Origin of the sequence: Corynebacterium comes (assembly GCF_009734405.1) — a bacterium.
Classification (GTDB): domain Bacteria; phylum Actinomycetota; class Actinomycetes; order Mycobacteriales; family Mycobacteriaceae; genus Corynebacterium; species Corynebacterium comes.
On record NZ_CP046453.1, the window covers coordinates 2,508,133 to 2,533,330 of the forward strand.

Sequence of the window (25,198 nt, forward strand, 5' to 3'; positions counted from 1 at the left end):
CTACGGTGTGAGTGCGTCGCCCCGGTCGGTGGAGGATTCATCGACGATGACGGTGATGTTGCCGGGACCCGGTTTGGTTTTCCCGATGTGCCCGGCGGGGATGGTCACCCCGTGATCCGCGATGACGGATTCAAGATGCGCACCCGTGGGTACCACCACATCTCCGATGAGGACGGACCGGGACACCGTCGCTCCCCGTTCCACCGTCACGCCGGGACCGATGAGGCTGTGTTCGACCGCGCCCCGGATACGGGCACCGGGACAGATCATGCTGGTGGTGACGGTGGCGCCGGCGTCGATGCGCGCCGGGGAACTCACCGACAGGTTGGTGAGCAGAGGCCAGTCAGGGCGGTCGAGCTGGATGCCTCCGCCGTCGATGAGTTCCATGTGCGCCTGGAAATAGGCGTCGATGGTCCCCAGGTCACGCCAGTACCCCGTCATCCGGTATTCGTGGACCAGACCGTGTTCCACCAGATGAGGGACGATGGTGTCACCGTAGTCCCCCAGGTCTGCCCCGTTCGCCCCGGAGTCGCCCTCGAGGAGTTCGGTGATGGCCCGCTTGAGCGCTTCCACCCGGTAGACGAAGACCTCGGTGGCGACGATATTTCCGGAAGGATCGGCGGGCTTGTACTCGTACCCGGTCACGGTCCCCTCTGGGGTGGCACTGACCACGCCGTAGCGGGAGGGGTCCTCCAGGACCTCGGTGGTGATGATGGTCAGTTCACTCCCGCGCTCATGATGCTGTGCCAGCACCGGGCGCATGTCCAACTGGTAGAGATGGTCCGCGCTGAGCACCACGACCGTGTCCGCGCCAAACTCCGCCAGAGCGTCCAGCTGCTGATAGAGCGCATGCCCGTTGCCCTCGGAAAAGCCGTCCCGGTCATCGTCGTCCCGCTCCTCCGGAGGCACGATCCGCAGACCGCGACGCGTTCCGTCCATATCCCAGGGACGACCACCCGCCAGGTGGCGGTTGAGCAGACCCGGGCGGTACTGCTCGACGACCCACACGTCACGCAACCCTGAGTGCGCCAGGTTGGACAGGGCGACGTCAATGAGCCGGTAGGAACCTGCCAGCGGGACCGCAGGCTTGGGGCGGGCATCGGTCAGCGGGGACAACCGGCTGCCGTACCCTCCCGCCAGGATGAGTGCCACCACAGTCGGGACATTACTGTTCATGCATTCATCGTACGGTGATTCCGGGCGGACACACGGCTGCTGCGCGGGGCGTCAGGAAGCGCCCCGCGCAGTTACACCCGCGCGGTTCAGGCGCGGCTGACGTCCAGCGCCTCGTCCCCGTCGGCGAGATCGACGCGGACGGTGTCACCGTCACGGATATCGCCGGCGAGCAGCTCCTTTGCCAGTCGGTCGCCGATCGCCTGCTGGATCAGGCGGCGCAGCGGACGGGCGCCGTAGGCCGGGTCGTAACCACGGTCCGCGAGCCAGGCCTTCGCCGCCTCGGAGACATCCAGGCTCAGGCGGCGGCCCGCCAGGCGGGCGGCCAGCTGCTTGATCTGGATGTCCACGATGTTGGTCAGCTGCTCCCGGGAGAGCGGGTCGAAGATCACCACGTCGTCCAGACGGTTGATGAACTCCGGCTTGAACGTCCGCTTCACGGCCTCCGTCATCTGCTCCCGGGTGCCGCCGGCGCCCAGGTTCGAGGTGAGGATGAGGATGGTGTTACGGAAGTCAACCGTCCGGCCCTGGCCGTCGGTGAGCCGACCTTCGTCGAGGACCTGGAGCAGCACGTCGAAGACGTCCGGGTGGGCCTTCTCGACCTCATCGAAGAGCACGACCGTGTAAGGGCGGCGACGGACCGCCTCGGTGAGCTGGCCGCCGGCGTCATAACCGACGTACCCCGGAGGGGCACCCACGAGACGTGCGACGGAGTGCTTCTCGCCGTACTCGGACATGTCGATGCGCACCATGGCGCGTTCGTCGTCGAAGAGGAACTCCGCCAGGGACTTCGCCAGCTCGGTCTTACCCACGCCGGTCGGACCGAGGAAGAGGAAGGAACCGGTCGGGCGGTTCGGGTCGGCGACGCCGGCGCGGGCGCGGCGGGTCGCGTCAGAGACTGCCTGCACGGCCTCGTGCTGACCGACGACGCGGTTGCCCAGGAAGGACTCCATGGCCAGCAGCTTCTCGGTCTCGCCCGCGAGCATCTTGCCCGCCGGGATGCCGGTCCACGCGGAGACGACCTCGGCGATGGTGTCCGGGGTGACCTCTTCACTGAGCATGGCGTTGTTCGCACCCTCGGCGACCTCGACCTGAGCGGCCTCGACCTCCTTCTCCAGCTCGGGGATACGACCGTAACGCAGCTCGGCGACCCGGCCGTAGTCCCCGTCGCGCTCGGCGATCTCGGACTCCTGACGCAGCTTCTCCAGTTCCTCCTTGGCGCCGCGTACCTTGTCGATCGAGTTTTTCTCGTTCATCCATCGGGACGTGAGCTCACCGAGCTTCTCGCGTTCGTCGGCGAGCTCGGAACGCAGTTTCTCCAGACGGTCCCTGGAGGCGTCGTCGGTCTCCTTGGCCAGCGCGACCTCCTCGATCTCGAGGCGACGGACAATGCGCTCGAGCTCATCGATCTCCTGCGGGGAGGAGTCGATCTCCATGCGCAGGCGGCTGGCAGCCTCATCGACCAGGTCGATCGCCTTGTCCGGGAGGAAGCGGTTGGTGATGTAGCGGTCCGACAGGGTCGCGGCCGCGACGAGGGCCGAGTCCTGGATGCGGACACCGTGGTGGACCTCGTAACGTTCCTTCAGACCGCGCAGAATGCCCACGGCATCCTCGACCGACGGCTCGCCGACGTACACCTGCTGGAAACGACGCTCAAGGGCGGCGTCCTTCTCGATGTACTTCCGGTACTCGTCCAGGGTGGTCGCGCCGACCAGGCGCAGTTCACCGCGGGCCAGCATCGGCTTGATCATGTTTCCGGCGTCCATCGCGGACTCGCCGGAGGCACCGGCACCGACGATGGTGTGCAGCTCGTCGATGAAGGTGACCACCTGCCCGTCGGAGTTCTTGATCTCGTCCAGGACGGCCTTCAGCCGCTCCTCGAACTCGCCACGGTACTTCGCACCGGCGACCATCGAGGCCAGGTCGAGCGAAATGAGGGTCTTGCCCTTCAGGGACTCCGGCACGTCTCCGGCCACCATACGTCGGGCCAGGCCTTCCACGATCGCGGTCTTACCCACGCCGGGCTCACCGATGAGCACCGGGTTGTTCTTGGTGCGTCGGCTGAGCACCTGCACCACGCGGCGGATCTCCGAGTCACGGCCGATCACCGGGTCGATCTTGCCTTCGCGTGCACGCGCGGTCAGGTCGGTGGAGTACTTCTCCAGCGCCTGGAACTGGCCCTCCGGGTCCTGGTTGGTCACCTTCGAGGCACCACGCACGGACGGGAAGGCACCCTTGATGGCCTCGTAGGTGGCACCTCGACCGGTGAGCAGCTTCGCCGCCTCGTTGTCGCCCCGGGCGATGCCCGCCATGAGGACCTCCGTGGAGACGTACTCGTCGCCGAGCTCGCCGGCCAGCTCCTGGGCCGCGGTCAGTGCGTTGAGTGCATCCCGGTTGAAGTTGGGGTTGGCCAGGTTGGCTCCGGCGGCCTTGGGATAACCGTCGACCAGGGCGCGCGCCTCGCGGGCGACGGTCTCCGGATCAACGCCGGTGGCTTTGAGCACCGGGGCGGCGATCCCCTCCGGTTGGTCGAGAATCGCGGCCAGAAGGTGCGCCGGGCGGATGTCCGGGTTGCCGTTGGCGGAAGCCAGCTGCAGTGCGGACTGCAGGGCCTCCTGGGTCTTGGTGGTGGGATTGAACGAGGTCATGCCACGTTTCCTTTCTCTTTTAGTTCGTCTACTACCTCTAGTAACGCATGAAGAGTTGAGTCTGTTCCACTCAAGAGGAAAATATCTGAGTCATCCACGCTCAAGTTTAGGCCGGGCGGCCGGAGATGTCTCCCGGCCCCGACACAACGACCACCACCAGCCCCAGCGTCAGGCTTCTGCCGTGGCAGCCGCGGCCGCCGCCTTACGTTGCCTGCCCGGCGTACGCCCGAGGAAGATCGGCACCAGCAGCACAGCCAACGCGATGAGCAGCGAGAGCCAGCCGAGCCCGGCGGTCAGGCCGACGATGACGGCGATGGGGGCGAGGATGGTCATGCCGATCTCGAAGGGGGCGAACCCGACGTACGCGACGCCGTATTCATTGAGGGTGCCGGACTTCAGCTTCGGATCGACGATCTTGAGCAGCGCGATGCCGGTGGCAACAGCCGCGGTGGCCCAGCCCCAGGAGAAGATGCCACGCTCCAACCACTTCTCGCCGAAGAACTCCGGCGAGAGGACGAAGAACACGAACACGCAGTAGGCGATACCCAGCACGAACAGGAGGGCAAGCGGCACCCAGTAGTCGGCGATCGCGGCCGGAACGATGGAGGCGACGCCGAAGGCGATGAGGTAGTCGGTGGCCGCACCGGACATGGAACTGACGGTCCCCTTGTCCAGGAAGTCCTTCCTGCCCACGGCGCCCAGCAGGATGCGGCCGACCAGCCCGATGACGAACGACATGGCGAAGAGCGGGATGGAGACGGTCGGGAAGACGTCGTTGATGAAACCGTTGACCAGGTAGGCGATCATCACGGTCAACATCACGAATCCCAGATGGAGGGCGAGCGGCTCGATCGCGGAGGGGTTGGTCGTGGCCCTGCCTATCGAGGGTCGTGCCCCCAGGTCGTCGATGTAGCCGGAGCGCAGCTCCCAGGGCAGTTTCTTCGGCATCGTGGATGTACGCCCGGTGCGGATCCCCCAGCTGGTGAAGATGAGTCCGCCGACGATGGCGGACAGGGTGCCCACGGTCGCGGACATGAAGCCCAGCGAGCTGGCGGCCACGGCACCCGCACCCTCCAGCGAGGTTCCCACGGCGGCGGCCGTGCCGAAGCCGCCCACGAAACCGACGGGCAGCATCATGCCGAACCAGCTTTCGGTACCGAACACCGGCTGGAAGAAGTAGATGCCCAGGAGGATGAACAGGCCCCACTGGCCCATGAACATGCCCGTCGAGTAGGACCACATGTTCTTCGCGCCGGTACGCACCGAGGGGGTGAGGTCCATCGAGTACGCCATGGAGGCGAAGACGAAGGCGATCAGGATCGAGGTGTACGTGCCGATCTGCCCGGAGAAGTTGATCCAGCCGAGCACCTGCGGCCCGAACAGCAGCCCGAGCAGCCCGGCCGTTATCGAGGCGGGCATGAGCAGACGCTGGAACAGACCGATCTTACGACGCAGAAGGTTACCGACGACCATGAGCAGAGAGATCCAGCCGACGTCGATGAGCAGGCTGTATGGGGTGTATTCCACGGCGTTATCCACTTCATTCCGGTGCAGACCAGTAGCCGGACAGGTGAGCCCGGAGCGTCGCACGACTTTGTTGTGTCCGCCCTCACTGTAACGTGCATGCCCGGTCATGCCCGAACCGTCGCGGCTGACCATATTGTTGACACGTCACTGATTGGGGGTATGGTGGAGGCCATGGAGATCTCGGACGTGCACGACCACCACTACCGGGCCGCCATCATCGGCGCAGGCCAGGCCGGCCTCGCGGCAGCCCATGAACTCCGTCGCCGCGGACTCCTCCCCGGCACGGACTTCATCATCCTCGACGCCAATGACGGCCCCGGCGGAGCCTGGCGGCACCGCTGGGATTCGCTGACACTGGGCAAGGCCCACGGCATCGCCGACCTTCCGGGGCTGCCCATGCAACGTCCCGATCCGGTGACGCCGGCCGCCACGCTGGTGGCCGAGTACTACCGCAGCTACGAGGACCACCTCGACCTCGCGGTGCTGCGCCCCGCACCGGTCAGCCGCGTCGAGGCCGTCGACCCGGCCGATCCGGACTCGCCGCTGCGCATCACCGTGCGCGGCACCCATGAACTCACTGCCGACATCGTCCTCAACGCCACCGGCACCTGGGACAACCCCTACATTCCCCATGTCCCGGGCATCGAGAACTTCACCGGCCGCCAGCTGCACACGAAGAACTACCGCCGGAAGGAGGACTTCGCCGGCCTGCGCACCCTGGTGGTCGGCGGCGGCCTCTCGGCCGTGCAGTTCCTGCTGGAGCTGGCACCGGTCACCGAGACGATCTGGGCCACGCGCCGCCCGCCGAACTTCACCGGGCGCGAATTCGACGCCGGCTGGGGCCTGGCGGTGGAGAAGGCCGTACGCGAGCTCACCCACACAGGTCAGCGTCCCGCCTCTGTCGTACGCACCACCGGTATCCCGCAGTGGCCCGCCTACCTCGACGGGGTCCGTGACGGCACCCTGGTCTCCCGGGGCATGTTCGACCGGGTCACGGAAAGCGGCGTCGTGTTCGGTGCCGCGGACCACGCACGGGCGGAAGGCCTCGGGCCGTCGAGAAGCGGGGGGCTGCAGGTTCCGGAGTCCTGGGATCCGCTGCCGGCGGGGACAGCGCTCGACGTGGACGTCATCTTCTGGAACACCGGCTTCCGCCCCGCCCTGCGTCACCTCGCGCCGCTGAAGCTGCGCGAACCCGGCGGCGGCGTCCTCATGGTCGACGAGGTCACCCCGGCGCGCGACGGCCGGGTCCTGCTCGTCGGCTACGGATCAACCGCATCCACCGTCGGCGCCACGCGGGCGGGTCGTCTCGCCGGGCGACGCGCCGCACGCCACCTCGAACAGAAAGTAGTATCAGCAGCATGAAAGCATTCGGATTCCTGAGTTTCGGCCACTACGCCATCGGCAGCCAACCCGGCCCCGACGCCGGACAGACGTTGAAGCAGGCCCTGGAACTGGCGCAGGCGGCCGATGAACTCGGCGTCAACGGCGCCTACTTCCGTGTCCACCACTTCGCCCCGCAGGGCGCGTCCCCCATGCCGCTGCTGGGTGCGATCGCGGGCTCGACGAAGCACATCGAGGTGGGCACCGGCGTCATCGACATGCGTTACGAGAACCCCCTCTACCTCGCCGAGGAGGCGGCCGCCCTCGACCTGCTCTCCGACGGCCGCGTGGCCCTCGGCGTCTCCCGGGGGTCACCGGAGCCCGCCCAGCGCGGCTGGGAATCCTTCGGATACACCGCCGGAGACCCCAACGGTGCGGACATGGCACGCACGAAGTTCGAACGCTTCCTCACCGCCATCGACGGCTACGGCGTGGCCACCGCAGCCCCTGCCGAGGAGCAGTACCCCCGCATGTACCAGGCAGGTACCCCCCTGCCGATCTTCCCGCACTCCCCCGGCCTGCGCCGCCACATCTGGTGGGGCGCAGGCTCGCACGGCACCGCCGAGCAGGCCGCACGCGACGGCGTGAACCTGATGAGCTCCACCCTCGTCTCGGAGGCCGACGGCTCCTCCCTCGGCGACCTGCAGGCCGAGCAGATCGCCCGCTACCGCGAGGCGTGGAAGGCGGCCGGCCACGACTGGACCCCGCGCGTCTCGGTCTCCCGCTCGGTGTTCCCCATCGTCGACGACCGCTCCCGCGAGCTCTTCGGCCTGCAGGCCAGCGGCCGCGATCAGATCGGATCCCTCGGCGAAGGCACCCCGGTCACCTTCGGCCGCACCTATGCCGCAGAACCGGACAAGCTCATCGAGCAGCTGCGTGCCGACGCCGCCGTCCAATCCGCCGACACCCTCATGCTCACCGTCCCCAACCAGATGGGTGTGGAGGTCAACGTGTCCATCCTGGAGGCCTTTGCCGGGCACGTCGCCCCGTCGCTGGGCTGGATCCCGGCGGACAAGGGTCCCGTGGAGGGCTACCCGATCGGCTAGACGTTCTCGTCGACGAAGTCCCGGGCGATGACCGGGGCCTCGGCCTTCTCGTCCCCGATGTTGCGCAGGTTCATCTCCACCAGCGCCTCGGTGGTGAGGTGCTCGTTGATGCCGTTGATGGCGTCCACGGCCTCCTGCGGGAGTTCACCTGCGCGCATGAGCGGGACGATGTTCTGGGGGAGGATGAGCCTCTCCGGGTCCTCCAGGGCGACCAGGTCGATCTCGTTGCCCTGCGAATCCAGGAGCGGGGAGGTGGTGTAGATGTCGGCCACGTCGGCGGTACCCTCCCGCAGGGCGGCGATGGTCAGCGGACCGCCGCCGTCCGAGATCGGCACCATGGAGATCTTCCCGGCGTCGACGCCGTAGACCTCCGACAGGCCGGTGGGGCCGTAGGGGCGTTGCTCGAATTCGGGGGCGGCCGCGATGCGGACCCGGTCGAGCTTGCCCAGATCCGCGAGAGTGACCAGTCCCTGCTCATCGGCGAGCTCGCGGGTGACGCGGTAGGAGTCCTTGGACTCACCCTCGGCGTAGTCACCCACCTCCGTGCCCGCAGGCAGGTTGTCCTGCAGAGCTGCGTAGACCTCGTCCGTGTCTGCGCCGGCCGCGAGCTCCCCGGAACCGGAGTCCGCGAGATAGTACTGGGCGAGGTTGCCGATGTACTCGGGCACGAGATCGATGCTGCCCTCCTCAAGCGCACGGAGATACACCTCGCGGGAGCCGATGGCGGAACTGACCTCGACGTCGAAGCCGGCGTCCTCGAGGGCGGCGGCCCAGATCTGGCCGACGATCTCGGACTCCGGGAAGTTGGCGGTGCCGAGGACGATCGTCCCGGCGGAATCGGCGGAATCGGCCCCCAGGGGATCCTCAGAAGTCGAGGTACAGGCGGACAGGGTGAGGCCGAGGAGCGCGGCGGCTGCGATGAACGTGTGGCGGGAACGGATTCTCATGGGACACTTCCTTTGGGTTTCACTTGTCGTTGCAGGAACGCCAGGATCAGGTCGACCACGAGGGCGAGAGCGGTGACCAGGAGTGCTCCCGCGAGCATCTGCGGATAATCCCGCAGCGCCAGTCCGTCGATGAGGTATCTGCCCAGGCCTGAGAGCCCAATGTAGGCGACAATTGTGGCCGTCGCCACAACCTGTACGACACAGGAGCGCAACCCGCCGACCATGCCGGGGGCGGCGAGAGGGAGCTCCACCCGGGTGAGGATCTGCCGCTCACTGAAGCCACTGGCGCGGGCGGCATCGGTGACCGCCAACGGGACGGAGGTGACACCCGCAACAATGCCTGCCAGCAGCGGGGGGACCGCCAGGATGACCAGCACGATCGTGGCGGGAACCACGGGCATCCGGACGCCGCTGCTCATTTCCACGGTCAACCAGGTCAGTAGGCCCAGCGAAGGCAGCGCACGCAGGGCGCCGGAGACCGCCAGCACGCCGTCGGCGCCGCGGCGGGTGTGCCCGACCCACAGCCCGAGCGGCAGGGCGACGGCCAGTGCCACGCCCACGGCCAGGCCGGTGTAGAGCAGGTGATCCAGGAGCCGCTGGGTGATACCTCCCGGTCCGACCCAGTTGGCGGGGTCGACGATCAATCCCCAGGCTTCGGCGAGATGGTTCATCCGACCCTCCTCCTCCACGGCATGAGCAGACGTCCGAGGAGGACGAGGACGGCGTCGAAAAGCACGGCGAGCAGGACCGTGCCCACCAGACCCACCAGGATCTGCGTGGGGAAGGAGCGCTGGAAACCCTCGGTGAACAGGGTACCCAGCGAGGCCACACCGATGAGCGCGCCCACGGAGACCAGGCTGATGGTGGACGCGGAGACCACCCGGATGCCGGCGAGCAGTCCCGGGCCGGCCAGCGGGATGTCAACCGAGAGCACCCTGCGCCAGGGGCGGTAACCGGTGGCCACGGCGGCCTGTCGGACGCTGTCAGGCACCGTGTCGAAGGCATCCGCGGTGGCCCTGACCTGTAGGGCGATGCCGTAGAGGGTCATGGCTGCGACCACGTTGAGCGGGGAGAGGATCGAGGTTCCCAGGAACAGGGGCATCACCACGAACAACGCCAGCGAGGGAATGACGTAGAGCAGGCCCGCAGTGATCACCAGTACCTCGCGGGCCGGGCGGTAGCGGTGCGCGAACCAGCCGACGGGCAGTGCCAGCAGGAAGGAGGCGAGGATCGGCGGCCAGGAGAGATTGATGTGCGCCCAGGCCAGGTCGAGGATGCGGTCGGAGTTGGTCCAGACCCAGTCCCACCTCATTCGAGTACTCCCCGTACCCGGCCGTTCCGGTCGACGATCAGGCTCCTGCCCTCGTGCTCCCGGACGCTGAGGAAGCGGGAATCAGCTCCGGTGAACTCCCTGACGACCTCCGACGCAGGGGAGGTGATGAAGTCCTCGGCACTGCCGGCCTGTTCGATGACGGCCGCGTCCCCGAGCAGGACGATCTCGTCGCCGAGCAGGAAGGCCTCGTCGATGTCGTGGGTGACCATGAGGATGGTCGTGTCCATGGATTCCTTGATCGCCAGGATCTCCTCCTGCAGCCCGCGGCGGACCACCGGATCCACGGCGCCGAAGGGCTCGTCCATGAGGAGGATGTCCGGGTTGGCCACGAGACCTCGGGCCACGCCCACGCGCTGGGCCTGCCCGCCCGACAGCTCCGCCGGGTAGCGTGATCCCAGGGCGGGGTCCAGACCGACCAGTTTCAGCAGCTCAGCGGCGCGCTCACGCGCCTGCCTACGCCCCATCCCGTTGAGCTGCGCCACCGCCGCAACGTTGTCGGTCACCGTGCGGTGCGGCAGCAGCCCGGAGTGCTGCATGACGTAACCGATGGACCTGCGTAGCCCGACCGGATCGCCCTTGCTGATGTCCTCACCGCGCACCAGAACGCGTCCGGAATCCGGGGAGACCATCCTGTTGACCATCCGCAGCAACGTCGTCTTTCCGCAACCGGAGGGGCCGACGAACACCGTGGACGTCCCCTCCACCACCCGATAGCTGAAGTCCTCGACGGCCGGCCGACTCGCGCCCGGATAGGTCTTGCTGACCTTCTCGAATTCGATCATGGCTGCCCTTTCGCCTGTGACACCCGATTCTAGGCGCATGACCACCCCTGGTCGCCGGAGAATGCACAATGGGGATCATGGAATCGGCGACCCTTCTCGATACCGGAACGGTTCTGCGCGAACGTAGCGGGGAATTCCGGGACGCGGTGCAGCAGCATCTCTACCAGGATGTTCTGGAGGCCAGGCAGGTCTTCCCCATCTCCCTGCGCCACACCCATGTGGAGCTCGCCGCCGCCTGCGCCTGGGTCCTCGAACGCACCCCGCGGACAGGCGCCCTCCCACCCGAGTTGATCGACCGGCTGCGTCAGCTCGGGCGTGACCACCGCCGCCACGGTTTTCCTGCCGACGTCTACCAGGCCTTCGCCGCGGCGCTGCGCCACGGGCTGCACACGCTGCAGGTTCCGGCGGCCGATGCCGCCTCCCGGGCCTTGGAGAGCGTCTGCACCGTCATGGCCGACGCCGCCCGCAGAGCCGATCTGGAAGGGTCCGCCCCCGCCTACTCCGCCGAGGTCCTCGGAGTGCAGCGGCGTACCCGCCACATCAGCGTCGTGCGCCTCGAGGCGGGTGTCCCCGTCCCCTACCGGGCCGGCCAGCACCTGCCGGTGACCACCTCCTACCTGCCCGGCGTATGGCGGATGTTCTCCCCTGCGCTTCCGCCCAACGACTTCGGCCAACTGGAGTTCCACATCCGGATCCTCGACAATTCCGACATCTCCCAACTGCTGGCCACCCCCAAACCGGGCGACTACTGGCTCTTCGGCAACCCCCGCGGCTCACTGCAGGTCAGCGGGGAACGCGACGTCCTGATGATCGCCCACGGAACCGGGCTGGCCCCGCTGCGGGCCATGCTCTTCGACATCCTCAACTGGGAACACCGGCCGCGTGTCCATCTCTTCGTCGCCGCGGAGTACCCCGGCGAACTCTATGACCTCATGGGCCTGTGGAACCTGGCGGTGGTCAGCTCCTGGTTGTCGGTGGTCCCCGTGGTCGAACACGCCGAGGATGCCTGGTGGGTCGGCGCGACCGAGGACTCGCGCACCCCGCGCGGCCTGCACCTGCAGGAGACGGGCCGGGTCGGTGAACTGGTGGCGTCCTACGGCGCGTGGGCCGACCGTGACGTCCTGGTCGTGGGCGACGCCGCCGGGGTCAACGACACCGTGGCCGCGCTCATCGCGGGCGGCACCCCACCGGAGCTCATCCAGGCCGAGGCCTGGGAGGCTGTCGATGAGTGGCCCCGACCGCAGCTACAGCACCGGCAGTGACCTCCGGGCCTTCTCCACATCCCCCATATCGAGGTCGCAGACGATGATCTCCGGTTCGTAGCCCGCCTCCGATTCCCGACGCCCCGTCGGCCCCACCACGCATGAATGCCCGATGCCGGTCGGTCCGCTTGACTGTCCGGCCTGTTCCTGCCCGCCCGGGCGGGCCTGACCGGCCGCGACGATCCAGCTCGTCGAATCCAGTGCCCGGGCCGCAGTGAGGATGCGCCACTGGTAGAGCTTCTCCGGACCGTCCGCCCAGCTGGTGGGCACGACGATCACCTGTGCACCCCGGCGCGCCAGCTCACGGAACTGTTCCGGGAAGCGGATGTCGTAGCAGATGGCCACGCCGACGGTGACGCCTTCGACCTCGAAGGTCACCAGCTCGGTGCCCGGCCTGACGGTGTCGGACTCGCGGTAGTCGAAGGCGTCGAAGGTGTGGATCTTGTCGTAGGCGACATGGAGGTCAGGCCCCGTGATCAGGGCGGTGTTGCGGACACGGTTGAGGGTCTTCCCGTCGCGCTCGACGGTGTCGGCGGGCCGGAACATGCCCGCGACGACGGTGACGCCGAGTTCACGGGCGAGTTCACCCAGCCCGGTGGCGTAAGGGCCGTCGAGTTCCTGGGCCTGCTTGTCCAGGCGTCCGCTGTCGAAGGCCTGACTGGCTGCCTCGGGGAGCACGATGAGTCGGGCGCCGCGCGAGGCGGCTTCCTGGACCTTGTCCCGGGCGAGCGCCAAATTATCGACGATATCTGCACCAGCGGTGAACTGCACGATTCCGATCTGCATGGCACCCACACTATGTGGACAACGGGTAGTTATCCACAGATTCACGCAGGCCCGGTTGGCTCCTCACCCCGGCCGACCCACACTGTGGGTATGAACAACCTGCAGCTGAACTCCGCCACCTTCGATCACCTGGCCTCCCTGCTCCGCCGAACCTCCGATCCTTCGCCGCCCTCGCTGCCGCCGGGTTCGCGGACCGCCTCGGCCCTGCAGCGGGCCGCACAGAACTGGACCGACGCCCATCGTCAGGCGGACTCCACCCTCCGCGAGCACATCCAGGACATCCGCACTTTCGCCGACCGGGTGCGGGACCTCGACGTCCTGGGGCCCTGATGCTTATCGACGCCCCCACCCTCCGCCACACCGCCCATCTCCTCACCGTCGATGCGGACTGGCTGGTGGCGCAGACCGAATGGCTGGCACGCAGTGTCGACGACCTGAACGCCACCGGCTTCCAGGGTGAGGCGGCAGAAGCTGCGGTGTCCCGCCTGCATGCTCTGGCACAGCCGATGGCGGTTCCACCGGAACAGATGCTGCGGGTCGCCCAGGTGCTGTCCATGACGGCCGGCCTCCAGGCGGAACTGGATGCCGCCGTTCATCGGGCCGTCGCCCTGGCTGACCGCGTTGCAGAGGACACTCCCCTGGTCACCCTCCTGCTACGGGATCTGCGAACGCTCGGGGACGTACTCGACTGGACGTGTGCCCGACAGATCGACCTCTTGTGCACGCCCATCCCGGTCGAGGCGCCGACCAGGCTGTCGGATACCCCGGACCTGGATCTGGCGGCGGTGCACGAGCTGAACATGTTGTCTACGCCGGTGACCGGCCACGGGGATCTGCAGATCCTCGAGGCCGCTGACGCTCGGATGGTAGTGGCGGTCGGCGATCTGGAATCGGCTCAGTCGGTCACCACGATGGTCGCCGGGGTGGGTTCCTCCGACCCGGCTGGACTACCGGTCCACCTGGACCGGGCCCGCACCGTCGCGGCAGCCACGGGCGGGGCAGCGGTGGTGTGGCTCGGCTACCCGGCCCCCGAGAGCGTGCCGCACGCACTCGCACAGGAGCCTGCCCGGGCAGCGGGTGCCGAGCTGCAGGCCTTCCAACGCGAGCTCGCACGCCGATTCCCTCATCAGCGTCGGATCGTGGTCGGCCACAGTTACGGCTCGGTGGTGGCTGGCACGGCGGCATCGAGAGGTGGCGGCCTGTACGCGGACGATCTCGTACTCATCGGAAGTCCGGGCGCGGGGGTGACGCACGCCGGGCAGCTGACTCTGCTGGGGGACCATCCGCGGATCCACGCCATGACCAACCCCTCCGACCCGATCGGGTTGACCGTGACGCAGGGGGCAGGGGTACACGGGCCGGACCCGACGTCCCCGGGATTCGGGGCGCGGGTCTGGCCCGGTGACAGCTCCGGCAACCATGGCACCTACTGGGAAGACCCGGAGTTCCTGGCGCGACTCAGGGACCTGACGGATCAGAAGAAGCCCATGGCGTCCTCGGAGTAGGAGACCAGGAGGTTCTTCGTCTGCTGGTAGTGGGCGAGCATCATGAGGTGGTTCTCGCGGCCGATGCCGGACTCCTTGTAACCGCCGAAGGCGGAGTGGGCCGGGTAGGCGTGGTACTGGTTCACCCACACGCGACCTGCCTGGATTTCGCGGCCGGCACGGTAGGCGATGTTGCCGTTACGCGCCCAGACGCCTGCGCCGAGACCGAAGTTGGTGTCGTTGGCGATCCGGATGGCTTCGTCGTAGTCCTTGAAGGTGGCGACCGAGAGAACCGGTCCGAAGATCTCCTCCTGGAAGATGCGCATGTTGTTGGTGCCCTTGAACACCGTCGGCTCAATGTAGTAGCCCTTGTCCAGGCCCTCGATCTTGTTGATCTTGCCGCCGGTCAAGGTTTCCGCCCCCTCCTGCGGGCCGAGCTCCAGGTAGCCGGAGATCTTGTCCATCTGCTCCTGGGAGGCCTGCGCACCCATCTGGACGTCGGTGTCGAGCGGATTACCCTTCCTGATCTTCTTCACGCGCTCCACTCCCAGTGCCAGGAACTCGTCCGCGATGCTCTCGTGGACAAGTGCGCGGGAGGGGCAGGTGCAGATCTCGCCCTGGTTGAGGGCGAACATGGCGAAGCCCTCGAGGCTCTTGTCACGGAAGGCGTCGTCCTTGTCCATGATGTCCGGGAAGAAGATGGACGGGGATTTCCCGCCCAGCTCCAGGGTGACCGGGATGATCTTGTCCGCGGCGGCCTTGTTGATGATCTTGCCCACGCCGGTGGAACCGGTGAAGGCGATCTTGGCGATGCGGTCGGAGGTCGACAGCGCCACGCCGGCTTCCTCGCCCAGACCGTTGACGATGTTCAGCACACCCGCCGGCAGCAGGTCCGCGATCTTCTCCACCAGGTAAAGCAGTGACGCAGGGGTCTGCTCCGCGGGCTTGAGCACGATGGCGTTACCGGCGGCCAGTGCCGGGGCAATCTTCCAGGTGGCCATGAGGATCGGAAAGTTCCAGGGGATGATCTGGGCGACCACGCCCAGCGGCTCGTGGAAGTGGTAGGCCACGGTGTTCTCGTCGAGCTGCGAGAGGCGCCCCTCCTGCGCGCGCAGGGCGCCGGCGAAGTAGCGGAAGTGGTCGACGGCAAGCGGGATGTCGGCGGCGAGCGTCTCTCGCACAGCCTTGCCGTTGTCCCAGGTCTCGGCGACGGCGATCTCCTCGAGGTGCTCCTCGATGCGGTCGGCGATCCGGTGCAGGATCAGCGCGCGCTCAGCCGGGGAGGTCTTACCCCAGGCGGGGGCAGCCTTGTGGGCGGCGTCGAGGGCCAACTCGATGTCGGCGGCTGTGCCGCGGGCGACCTGACAGAACACCTCGCCGGTGACCGGGGTGATGTTGTCCAGGTACCCGCCCTCCACCGGCGCCACCCACTCGCCTCCGATGAAGTTCTCGTAGCGGTCGCGGTAGCTGACGATCGAACCCTCGGTACCGGGGTTGGCGTAGACAGTCATGGCGGAGATTCCTTTCACGGGGAACGGGAGGTCTGCCACCACACCTTACTGTGACCGCCGCCACTGTTGCGAAGATTTGCCAGGGAGATGTGCCAAGGGGGCAACTAGCAGGCTTCGCAGGCTTTGTGGGCTGGTGAATCAACACAAAAGCCGACGCCCGCGATCACCCCCTGCACGGGAGCGCTCGCGGGCGTTGGGAATCCTGCCCTCAAGCCTGCCTGCGTCGCCGAACCCGGCGGGGTTCCCACATCACGAGCGCAGTGGAACGCGGCACGTGGACCAGTTCGCCGCCACGCACGCCGGCGCGGCTGCGCAGGCGCTCCCTCTCCTCGCGGAGCTCATCCACTTCGGCACGGAGGCGTTCGTTCTCCTCCGACAGTTCGATGATCGCCTTGATGCCGGCGAGGTTGACGCCCTCCTCCTGGCTGAGCTGCTGGATGCGGCGCAGCAGGGAGATGTCCTTGCGCGAGTAGCGGCGGCCACCGCCGGTGGTGCGCATCGGGGTGACCAGGCCCATCCGGTCATAGGTGCGCAGAGTCTGGGCATGCATGCCTGCCAGCTCCGCCGCCACCGAAATGACGAACACCTCACCCAGTTCATCCTTCGACGACTTGCCCCTGTCAACGATCACAGCTGATACACCTCCTCACCCTCTGCTCACTTGTGGCCGGCCCACCCGGCGCGGGGGTTGAAACCGGAGTCCTTCTCCGCCTGCGCGTAGGTGCGCAGGGCGCTGGTGGCGGCGACGTCCAGATTCTTCGGCACCGTCACCTCCACGGTGACCAGCAGGTCACCGGCGTTGCCACTACTCTTGGGCACTCCCCTGCCCCGGACCCGCAGGGTGCGGCCGTTGGGCGTGCCGGCCGGGACCTTGACCTTCACGGGGGCGTCGAGAGTAGGGACCGTGATCGTGTCACCGAGGGCGAGTTCGGAGAATGACACGGGCACGGTCACCTCGAGATCATCGCCCGAACGGGTGAACACCTTGTCCGCACGCACGTGCACGGTGACGAAGAGGTCGCCGGCAGGCTTGCCCTGCGGCCCCGCCTCACCCTGGCCCGCCAGGCGCACCTTCTGACCGTCGATGACGCCGGCCGGGATACGGACGGTGAGCTGACGCGTGCGCCGGACGGTGCCGGAGCCGTGACAGGTGACACACGGGTCGGTGATCACCTGGCCGGTGCCGCCGCAGTTGGTGCACGGTGCGGAGAACCCGAACGCGCCGCGGTTCTCCGACGTGAAACCGGAGCCGTGACACACCGAACAGGTGGTCGGGTTCCCGGACTTCGAACCAGATCCGTGACAGGTGTTGCAGGGGGCGTCACCGGTCAGCTGGAGCGGGATCGTCGTGCCCTTGGCCGCTTCCCGGAAATCAAGGGTGATCTCCGTTTCGACGTCCGCCCCCCGCGTCGGCCTAGCTGTTGGGCGAGGACCGCCGCCGCGGTTGAAAAGGCCACCGAAGATATCGCCCAGACCGCCGTCCGCAGAAAATCCTCCACCGGATCCTCGTCCGAAGATGTCCGAGGCGTCGAAGTCCTCCGTCTGGCGAAACCCGCCGGGAAATCCGGCACCTCCGCCTCCGCCGAAGCCGCCTCCGGAGCGGAGCATCGACTTCAGCTCGTCATATTCTTTCCGCTTCGCCTCATCGCCGACGACATCGTAGGCCTCGGCCGCCTTCTTGAAGCGCTCCTCGGCGGCCTTGTCTCCGGGGTTCTTGTCCGGGTGATTCTCCCGGGCAAGTTTGCGGTAGGCCTTCTTGACGTCCTCGGCAGAGGCGGACGAGGAGACTCCCAGATCCGCGTAGTAGTTCTTGTCTGCCCATTCGCGCTGAACGGCCACTGGGCATCTCCTCCTTTCTGAATTAGTGGTTCTCTGATTCTGCTAATTATGTTCTGTCGCTAACTAAAGCTAACTAAAAGGGTGCGCCGCCGCCCGAGGGCGGCTGGAGGTGCGTCTCGGGCGGCGGCGCAGGTCGGGATCAATCCCGGGTTATTCGGCGGATTCCGCCTGCTCAGAAGGATCGGCGATGATGACCATCGCGTTCCGGACCACCCTGTCGCCGAAGCGGTAACCGCGTCGCAGGACGGTGCCCAGCGCCTTCTCCTCTCCGGAGGACAGATCCTGCACGGCCTCGTGGATCTCGGGGTTGAAGGGCTCGCCCTCTTCTCCGAAGGACTCCAGCTTCAGGCCGTTGACCGTATCGATGAACTTGTCCGCGAAGGCCCTGAGCGGGCCGTTGTCCAGGTCACCGTGCTGGCGGGCCAACTCCAGATCGTCGAGGATCGGCAGCAGCCTGGTCAGCACCGACGCCTTGGCGGCGTCGACGATGCCCTGGCGGTCACGCTCGGTACGCCGACGGAAGTTGGCGTACTCCGCGCTCACGCGCAGGAGGTCCTCGGTGCGCTCAGCGAGCTGGGCCTCGATGTCGGTGACCATGCCGTCACCGTCGGCGTCCGGCTCGACGTCGGCGAATGCCGCCTCGATCTCCGCCTCCAGTTCGGGATCCATCTCCCGGCCGGCACCCTGAGCGCGTGCGGCCTCCTCGGCGGCGGCCTCAGCGCTGTCTGCCGAGGTCGCCTCCGGATCGGTGTGCTCCGGGTCGCCCGGGTTGTCGGGCATCGGGTTGGGGTCAGTCACTACTTCTTCTCCCCCTCGGTGTCGGTGCCGGCCTCGTCCTCGACGACCTCCGCGTCCACGACGTTGTCGTCGGCGGCGTCATCGCCGGCCTGTGCCTGGGTGGCACCGGCGTTGGCGTCGGCCTCGTAGATGGCCTTGCCCATCTCCTGAGACTCGGAGGAGAGCTTCTCCACGGCGGTCTTGATGGCGTCGAGATCCTCGCCCTTGAGCGACTCCTCGACCCCCTTCGCGGCCTCCTCGACCTTGGCCTTGATGTCCTCGGAGACCTTGTCGGAGTTCTCCTCGACGAACTTGCGGGTCTGGTAGATCATGGACTCCGCATTGTTGCGGGTCTCCTGCTCCTCGCGGCGCTTCTTGTCCTCCTCCGCGTGGACCTCGGCGTCCTTGATCATGCGGTCGATCTCCTCCTGGGACAGGCCGGAGCCTTCCTGGATCTTGATCGTGTTCTCCTTGCCGGTGCCCTTGTCCTTGGCGGTGACGTGGACGATGCCGTTCGCGTCGATGTCGAAGGTGACCTCGATCTGCGGCACGCCACGCGGCGCCGGGGCGATGCCACCGAGTTCGAAGGAACCGAGCAGCTTGTTGGCCGCGGCCATCTCGCGCTCACCCTGGAAGACCTGGATCTGCACGGAGGGCTGGTTGTCCTCGGCGGTGGTGAAGGTCTCGGAACGCTTGGTCGGGATGGTGGTGTTCCGCTCGATGAGCTTGGTCATCACGCCACCCTTGGTCTCAATGCCGAGGGAGAGCGGGGTGACGTCGAGAAGCAGCACGTCCTTGACCTCGCCGCGCAGAACGCCGGCCTGCAGGGCAGCGCCGACGGCGACGACCTCATCCGGGTTGACGCCCTTGTTCGGCTCGCGGCCACCGGTCAGCTCCTTGACCAGGTCGGTCACGGCCGGCATGCGGGTGGAGCCACCGACGAGGACCACGTGGTCGATGTCGGAGATGGACATGCCCGAGTCCTTGATGACCTGGTTGAACGGCTCCTTGGTGCGGTCCAGCAGATCCTGGGTGATCTTCTGGAACTCGGTGCGGGTCAGGGTCTCGTCCAGGAACAGCGGGTTCTTGTCCGCATCGACGGTGATGTACGGCAGGTTGAGGCTGGCCTGCTGGGAGGCGGACAGCTCGATCTTGGCCTTCTCCGCCGCCTCACGCAGACGCTGCAGGGCCATCTTGTCCTTGGTCAGGTCAATGCCGTTGGAGGCCTTGAACTTCTCGACGAGCCAGTCGACGACGCGCTGGTCCCAGTCATCGCCACCGAGACGGTTGTCGCCGGCGGTGGCACGGACCTCGACGACACCGTCGCCGATCTCCAGCAGGGAGACGTCGAAGGTGCCGCCACCCAGGTCGAAGACGAGGATGGTCTGCTCCTTGTCACCCTTCTCCAGGCCGTAGGCCAGAGCCGCGGCGGTGGGCTCGTTGACGATACGGAGGACGTTGAGACCTGCGATCTGGCCGGCCTCCTTGGTGGCCTGACGCTGGGCGTCCTCGAAGTAGGCGGGGACGGTAATGACCGCGTCGGTGATCTCTTCACCCAGGTAGGCCTCAGCATCCCGCTTCAGCTTCATCAGGGTGCGGGCGGAGATCTCCTGCGCGGTGTACTGTTTGCCGTCGATGTCGACGGACCAGTCGGTGCCGATGTGGCGCTTGACGGAGCGAATGGTGCGGTCGACGTTGGTGACCGCCTGGTTCTTGGCGGACTGGCCGACCAGGACCTCGCCGTTCTTGGCGAAGGCGACGACGGACGGGGTCGTCCGGGCACCCTCCGAGTTGGCGATAACGGTGGCCTCGCCACCCTCGAGAACGGAAACCACCGAGTTGGTGGTACCGAGGTCAATTCCTACTGCGCGTCCCATGTTGCGTTTCCTCCTGTTGTACGGGTTTCACTCAAGTTGACTGCCAGAGGCTCAACTTCCGGCACCCACCCTAGCAGATACCTTGAGTCGGCTGCACTCAAGCTTACATTCCACATAACGGATGGTCGAGAAGAGTTGTTCCCACCCGACTCAACTTTTTTTGTTTCCCCAGCTCACAGCAACCTCTCGGCCTCTCCCCATCCACTCTGCGGGGCAAACAGCCACGCCATCGCCTTCGTCCACTGCTCCGCAATGACGGGCAGCTCGCCACGTCCCCCGCCGCCCCCGCGGAGCCCGTGATGCAGAATGTGCACGAGGTCGAATGCCTCCAGCAGCTGCGTCACCCCACGAAGGCCCGGCGCAAGCGCCAGCACCGCGGCCGTCCCCTGCTCCAGCGCCCCGGCGCCCGAGTACGTCAACGCCCCCCTCCTCCACGCGCCGCGGTCAAAGTCCCACGCACGCGTCCGTCCGGGAGGCAGGTCGATGAGCTGCAGCGCCCACGCAAGCGCCTCGATCGCATAGCGGGAACGTTCCAGCAGGGCGGCCTGCCGACGAAGCTGATCAGGAATGCGTGGCGGGCCGGCGGCGTCGAGAAGCAGTCGCCGGGCCCGGCCGACGTCATCGAGGAAGCCGCGCTCCAGAGGAGTGAGGGAAGGACCCACGAGCCCGAGCTCAGTGATCACCTCGTCCGCGGGCGGAAACGTGCCGTCGAGAAGGTGCGCGGCCGTCACCGCCACCACCGCCAGGGCGCCGATGCGGTAGCTGACCTCGACCGCATCCCGCATCTGCACCTCCGCCTCCGCGGGGACGAGCGGGGTCTGCTCATCGAGCTCCAAACCCGCCTGCCGCAGCGAACGCAGGTTCTTCAGACGACGCCCATGCGCTTCAACATGCACCGGCACCTTCACCTCCCCACCCGGAGCCGCGAGGTTTTCCCCGTCGAGATTCCGGAACGGCCCGTTACCCACCCGGAAGACACAGTTGAGGGACTGCGCCCAGGGGGCGAACTCGACGAGCCGACGCGCGGTATAGCCTTCGTGGCGCTCGAAGCGGTAGATCACGGCCGAGCGGGAGATGTGACGGGCCAGCGGATGCACCTGCGTCACCAGGGGGCCCGTGACGGTCAGGCCACCCTCCGCGAGATCCTGGAGCGCGTCCCGGATCAGCTGCCGGAGGTCCTGCGGGTGGGTGAACGCCTCCGCCGGACCGGCATCAGGTGCGATGTGCGGCACCGTGGAGAACACGAGGACATGCATGGGCTCCATGGAACCAGACTGCGGGCGAGACGCAGGAGATCTAGACCCACCCTATACTGGCGCGGCAGAGACTCACATCACATTCCGGGGCGCCACCCCTGCCCCGCCACACGAGAAAGGTGCAAGCCGGTGAACCCGCGACTGTCCCGCACCCGCCACGCCAGTGACCGTCCCCCGGTGGCCCGCTGAACGACATCAGCCGACCCAGAACCACAGCCACCGACCCGAAGGACGAAACACATGTCTGAGCACACCACTGTCGAAGCCATCCTCGAACCCGCCGTCGAACGGGCCCGCACCTGGCTGACCGCCAGCACGGGCGGCGAGGGATCTTCCGCCACCGAACGTCTCGCCGATCTGGTCCGCGACCCCGCCGGGGTGTCATTCACCATGGACTTCGTCGACCGGGTGATGCGCCCGGAGGACAACCACACCGCCGCACAGGCCCTCCGCCACCTGGACACACCACCCGATTTCCTGGGCAGGATCAATCAGGCAGCCCTGCGGCTGGGCGGGTTGCTCGGACCGAAGCTGCCCGGCGTCGTCATGCCTGCGGCTCGCGCGCGGATGAGGCAGATGGTCGGGCATCTGGTACTCGACGCCGACGGCAAGGCCCTGAACAGGCTGCTCGACAAGGCGTCCGCAGAGGGCAATCAGCTCAACCTCAACCTGCTCGGAGAGGCCGTGCTGGGTGACGCGGAGGCGGAACGTCGCGCCGGGCGCACGCTGCAGCTGATAGAGAACCCGCGTGTGACGTACGTGTCGGTGAAGGCCTCCAGCCTGTGTGCCCAGCTCAATCCCTGGGATCTGGAGGGCAACCTCGGCAGGCTGAAGGAGCAGCTGCGGCCGGTGTACCGGACGGCACAGGCCAACGGCACCTTCATCAACCTGGACATGGAGGAGTACAAGGATCTCCGCCTGACCATCCGGCTGTTCACGGAGCTGCTCAGCGAACCGGAGTTCACCGGCCTTCAGGCCGGCATCGTCCTGCAGGCGTACCTGCCCGACTCCTACGCCGCCCTGCAGGAACTGGCGGAGTTCGCCGCACAGCGTGTCGCAGAAGGCGGGGCACAGATCAAGATCCGCCTGGTCAAGGGCGCGAACCTCTCGATGGAGAAGGTCGAGGCGGAGATCCACGGGTGGGAGCAGGCCCCTTATGCCACCAAGGCGGAGGTGGACGCCAACTACGTCCGTCTCCTCGACTTCATCCTGCGCCCCGGGCACGCCGGGAACGTGCGCATCGGCGTGGCCAGCCACAACCTGTTCACGGTGGCGCTGGCCTGGGAGCTGGCGTTGGCGCGCGGCGTGACCGGGCAGATCGACGCCGAGATGCTGCAGGGCATGGCACCGGCGCAGCAGGACGCGGTGCGGGCGGAGGTCGGCCGGATGATCCTGTACACCCCGGTGGTCCATGCCGAGGATTTCGACGTCGCCGTGTCCTACCTGGTCCGTCGCCTGGAGGAGAACGCCACGGAGGAGAACTTCCTGCACGCCCTGTTCGCCCCGGACGTGGAGACCCCGAGCCCGATGGACCTGCAGGAACAGGCTCTGCGTCGGGCCGTCGCGGAGCGCGGGAGCACGTCGGCTCAGCCACGGCGACAGCAGAACCGCCAGACGGACACCAACCGGCAGGCGCCTCACACGGGGCGTTTCCGCAATGAACCGGACACCGATCCGGCGCTGCGGGCCAACCGGACGTGGGCCCTCAAGGCCCTCGGGGCGCAGCCGCACCAGATCCGGGCTGAGGAGGTGACAGACCCCGTCCTCGTCGATGAGGCCGTGCAGAAGGCCCGGGGGCTGGCCCCGGAGTGGGCCCGCAGAAGCGGGGCCCAGCGCGCCGAGGTCCTGGAGACCATCGCCGAAGAACTGGCCCGGGCCCGCGGCGAACTGCTGACCGTCATGGCGCACGAGGCCGGCAAGACGGTCGACCAGTCGGACCCGGAGATCTCGGAGGCCATCGACTTCGCCACCTACTACGCGGAATCCGCGCGCGACCTCGAGCGGTCCCGCTCCCGGTTCACGCCGCATGCGCTGACCGTGGTGGTGCCGCCGTGGAACTTTCCCGTCGCCATTCCGGCGGGCGGGGTACTGGCGGCCCTGGCGGCGGGTTCCGCGGTGATCATCAAGCCGGCGCCGCAGACCGTTGCGTGCGCGGAAGCGATGGTGGACGCGGTTCGTCGGGGGCTGGAGAAGCACGGCGTCGACAAGGATCTGGTCCAGTTCCTGCGTGCGGACGAGTCGGATGCCGGCCGAAGGTTGATCTCCCACGAGGACGTCGACCACGTCATCCTCACGGGTGCGACCGAGACGGCCGCACTGTTCCGGTCCTGGCGTCCGGAGATGAACCTGAGCGCGGAGACGTCGGGCAAGAACGCGATCATCGTGACCTCGGCCGCGGATCCGGATCTGGCGGTCGCCGACATCCTCCGTTCCGCCTTCGGACACTCCGGCCAGAAATGCTCGGCCGCGTCGCTGGTCATCCTCGTGGGCAGGGCGGGCACGTCGAAGCGGCTGAGGACGCAGCTCATCGACGCCGTCGCCACCCTCCGCGTCGGCGTCGGCACCGACATCTCCACCACCATGAACGGGCTGATCGAGCCGCCCGGCGAGAAGCTCCGCCGCGGGCTGACCCGCCTGGACGCAGGGGAAAACTGGCTGCTGGAGCCGGAGCAGCTCGACGCTGAGGGACGCTTCTGGTCGCCGGGCATCCGCGACAACGTGCGCCCGGGATCCTGGTTCCACACCCATGAGTGCTTCGGCCCCGTGCTGGGCATCATGCACGCCACCACCCTGGATGAGGCGATCGACTGGCAGAACTCCACCGGCTTCGGGCTCACCGGTGGCATCCACTCCCTGGACGGGGCGGAGATCGACCACTGGATCGACCGGGTCGAGGTCGGCAACGCCTACGTCAACCGCGGCATCACGGGCGCGATCGTGCAGCGGCAGTCCTTCGGCGGGTGGAAACAGTCGGTCATCGGCGCGGGCGCGAAAGCAGGCGGCCCGAACTATGTCGCGCAGCTGGGCACCTGGACAGACGGCGAGTTCCGGCACCCGCAGGTGGAACTCACCGGCGCGGTGGCCGGCATGCTGGCCGACGCCGCCGCCCGCCTCTCCCCCGAGGACCATGCCTGGTTGCGTAACGCCGCCGAGCTGGATGAACTGGCGTGGCGCGAGGAGTTCAGCCGCGGGCACGACCTCAGCGGTCTGCGCAGTGAGGCCAACATCTTCCGCTACCGCCCGCTGTCTGAGCCCCTGCCGGTCTGGGTCGGGCCCGGTGCCCGGGAGCGTGACCTGTGGCGACTGAAGTTGGCGGGCCTCCGGGCGGGCACCGGTGTGGAGGTCCGCACCGGCACGCAGCTCCACCCCGGCAGCCGCGTACGCACCCTCGGCGAGGTCGACCCGGCCCTCTACGAGGCGGCCGCCGACACCGGTTCGGTCGTGCTCGACCAGCCTGTGCTCGCCGACGGCCGACGTGAACTTCTGTCCTTCCTCCTCGAGCAGGCCGTGTCGGTGACGCTCCACCGCTTCGGCGTACTCCGGCAGGTCGGTTCCGTTCGCCGCTGACAA

Annotated in this window: 20 protein-coding genes; 6 read left to right on the top strand and 14 right to left on the bottom strand. The window is 67.4% G+C overall.

The annotated features are described in order from the left end of the window. The 3 genes from CETAM_RS11995 to CETAM_RS12005 all read right to left on the bottom strand — a co-directional run bounded on the left by CETAM_RS11995 (nucleotide 1) and on the right by CETAM_RS12005 (nucleotide 5,348). On the bottom strand, nucleotides 1-1,176 hold the full coding sequence (locus tag CETAM_RS11995; protein WP_156229063.1) for a glucose-1-phosphate adenylyltransferase family protein: 1,176 nt from the start codon (nucleotides 1,174-1,176) through the stop codon (nucleotides 1-3). A gap of 86 nt (nucleotides 1,177-1,262) precedes the next feature. After that, nucleotides 1,263-3,821: an ATP-dependent chaperone ClpB gene (gene clpB, locus CETAM_RS12000; RefSeq protein ID WP_156229064.1), complete on the bottom strand. Its 2,559-nt coding sequence runs from the start codon at nucleotides 3,819-3,821 to the stop codon at nucleotides 1,263-1,265. Between the two features lie 168 nt (nucleotides 3,822-3,989). Further along, complete coding sequence (locus tag CETAM_RS12005) at nucleotides 3,990-5,348, bottom strand: sodium/glutamate symporter (protein ID WP_156229065.1); 1,359 nt, start codon at nucleotides 5,346-5,348, stop codon at nucleotides 3,990-3,992. Nucleotides 5,349-5,519: 171 nt separating this feature from the next. Between CETAM_RS12005 and CETAM_RS12010 the strand changes: the two genes are divergently transcribed. Together CETAM_RS12010 and CETAM_RS12015 are read left to right on the top strand one after the other, a co-directional pair. Continuing rightward, on the top strand, nucleotides 5,520-6,710 hold the full coding sequence (locus CETAM_RS12010; RefSeq protein WP_156229066.1) for an NAD(P)-binding domain-containing protein: 1,191 nt from the start codon (nucleotides 5,520-5,522) through the stop codon (nucleotides 6,708-6,710). Next, entirely contained in the window at nucleotides 6,707-7,774 is a 1,068-nt protein-coding gene (locus CETAM_RS12015; protein ID WP_156229067.1) for an LLM class flavin-dependent oxidoreductase, read from the top strand. Before CETAM_RS12010 ends, CETAM_RS12015 begins: the two co-directional genes overlap by 4 nt. On the opposite strand, the gene CETAM_RS12020 is transcribed toward CETAM_RS12015, so the two are convergent. From CETAM_RS12020 to CETAM_RS12035, 4 genes are read right to left on the bottom strand one after another with little or no spacing between them, the layout of a single operon-like run. After that, nucleotides 7,771-8,721 (bottom strand): ABC transporter substrate-binding protein, encoded by a 951-nt coding sequence (locus tag CETAM_RS12020; RefSeq protein WP_156229068.1) that lies wholly within the window; start codon nucleotides 8,719-8,721, stop codon nucleotides 7,771-7,773. The genes CETAM_RS12015 and CETAM_RS12020 overlap by 4 nt on opposite strands. Beyond that, on the bottom strand, nucleotides 8,718-9,392 hold the full coding sequence (locus tag CETAM_RS12025) for an ABC transporter permease (RefSeq protein ID WP_156229069.1): 675 nt from the start codon (nucleotides 9,390-9,392) through the stop codon (nucleotides 8,718-8,720). Before CETAM_RS12025 ends, CETAM_RS12020 begins: the two co-directional genes overlap by 4 nt. Continuing rightward, the gene (locus CETAM_RS12030) at nucleotides 9,389-10,033 is read right to left on the bottom strand and encodes an ABC transporter permease (RefSeq protein ID WP_156229070.1); all 645 of its coding nucleotides are present in this window, start codon (nucleotides 10,031-10,033) and stop codon (nucleotides 9,389-9,391) included. Before CETAM_RS12030 ends, CETAM_RS12025 begins: the two co-directional genes overlap by 4 nt. After that, nucleotides 10,030-10,836 (bottom strand): ABC transporter ATP-binding protein, encoded by an 807-nt coding sequence (locus tag CETAM_RS12035; protein ID WP_156229071.1) that lies wholly within the window; start codon nucleotides 10,834-10,836, stop codon nucleotides 10,030-10,032. Before CETAM_RS12035 ends, CETAM_RS12030 begins: the two co-directional genes overlap by 4 nt. A gap of 77 nt (nucleotides 10,837-10,913) precedes the next feature. Here CETAM_RS12035 and CETAM_RS12040 point away from each other — a divergent pair, with 77 nt between their 5' ends. Beyond that, a complete protein-coding gene (locus tag CETAM_RS12040; RefSeq protein WP_156229072.1) occupies nucleotides 10,914-12,098 on the top strand; it encodes an FAD-binding oxidoreductase in 1,185 nt (394 codons plus the stop codon). Here the strand turns inward: CETAM_RS12040 and CETAM_RS12045 are convergent. Continuing rightward, nucleotides 12,081-12,884 carry a carbon-nitrogen hydrolase family protein gene (locus CETAM_RS12045; protein ID WP_156229073.1) on the bottom strand — a complete coding sequence of 268 codons (804 nt, stop codon included), beginning with the start codon at nucleotides 12,882-12,884 and terminating at the stop codon, nucleotides 12,081-12,083. The genes CETAM_RS12040 and CETAM_RS12045 overlap by 18 nt on opposite strands. 90 nt (nucleotides 12,885-12,974) lie before the next feature. On the opposite strand from CETAM_RS12045, the gene CETAM_RS12050 reads away from it, so the two are divergent. Beyond that, nucleotides 12,975-13,214 carry a hypothetical protein gene (locus CETAM_RS12050; RefSeq protein WP_156229074.1) on the top strand — a complete coding sequence of 80 codons (240 nt, stop codon included), beginning with the start codon at nucleotides 12,975-12,977 and terminating at the stop codon, nucleotides 13,212-13,214. After that, nucleotides 13,214-14,389, top strand: a complete 1,176-nt coding sequence (locus CETAM_RS12055) for an alpha/beta hydrolase (protein ID WP_156229075.1) — start codon at nucleotides 13,214-13,216, stop codon at nucleotides 14,387-14,389. The genes CETAM_RS12050 and CETAM_RS12055 overlap by 1 nt, the downstream gene beginning before the upstream one ends. Here CETAM_RS12055 and exaC read toward each other — a convergent pair. The 6 genes from exaC to CETAM_RS12085 form a co-directional block, all read right to left on the bottom strand. Then, on the bottom strand, nucleotides 14,359-15,879 hold the full coding sequence (gene exaC, locus CETAM_RS12060) for an acetaldehyde dehydrogenase ExaC (RefSeq protein WP_156229076.1): 1,521 nt from the start codon (nucleotides 15,877-15,879) through the stop codon (nucleotides 14,359-14,361). The genes CETAM_RS12055 and exaC overlap by 31 nt on opposite strands. A 208-nt stretch (nucleotides 15,880-16,087) precedes the next feature. Beyond that, nucleotides 16,088-16,429, bottom strand: a complete 342-nt coding sequence (locus CETAM_RS12065; protein ID WP_156229512.1) for a heat shock protein transcriptional repressor HspR — start codon at nucleotides 16,427-16,429, stop codon at nucleotides 16,088-16,090. A gap of 107 nt (nucleotides 16,430-16,536) precedes the next feature. After that, nucleotides 16,537-17,718 (bottom strand): molecular chaperone DnaJ, encoded by a 1,182-nt coding sequence (gene dnaJ, locus CETAM_RS12070; RefSeq protein ID WP_156229077.1) that lies wholly within the window; start codon nucleotides 17,716-17,718, stop codon nucleotides 16,537-16,539. A gap of 150 nt (nucleotides 17,719-17,868) precedes the next feature. Next, nucleotides 17,869-18,516 (bottom strand): nucleotide exchange factor GrpE, encoded by a 648-nt coding sequence (grpE, locus tag CETAM_RS12075; protein WP_156229078.1) that lies wholly within the window; start codon nucleotides 18,514-18,516, stop codon nucleotides 17,869-17,871. Further along, nucleotides 18,516-20,372, bottom strand: a complete 1,857-nt coding sequence (gene dnaK / locus CETAM_RS12080; RefSeq protein ID WP_156229079.1) for a molecular chaperone DnaK — start codon at nucleotides 20,370-20,372, stop codon at nucleotides 18,516-18,518. Before dnaK ends, grpE begins: the two co-directional genes overlap by 1 nt. A 173-nt stretch (nucleotides 20,373-20,545) precedes the next feature. After that, complete coding sequence (locus CETAM_RS12085) at nucleotides 20,546-21,637, bottom strand: DUF4272 domain-containing protein (protein WP_156229080.1); 1,092 nt, start codon at nucleotides 21,635-21,637, stop codon at nucleotides 20,546-20,548. 231 nt (nucleotides 21,638-21,868) lie between these two features. Here CETAM_RS12085 and CETAM_RS12090 point away from each other — a divergent pair, with 231 nt between their 5' ends. Beyond that, nucleotides 21,869-25,195, top strand: a complete 3,327-nt coding sequence (locus CETAM_RS12090; RefSeq protein ID WP_156229081.1) for a proline dehydrogenase family protein — start codon at nucleotides 21,869-21,871, stop codon at nucleotides 25,193-25,195. Nucleotides 25,196-25,198: the final 3 nt, after the last annotated feature.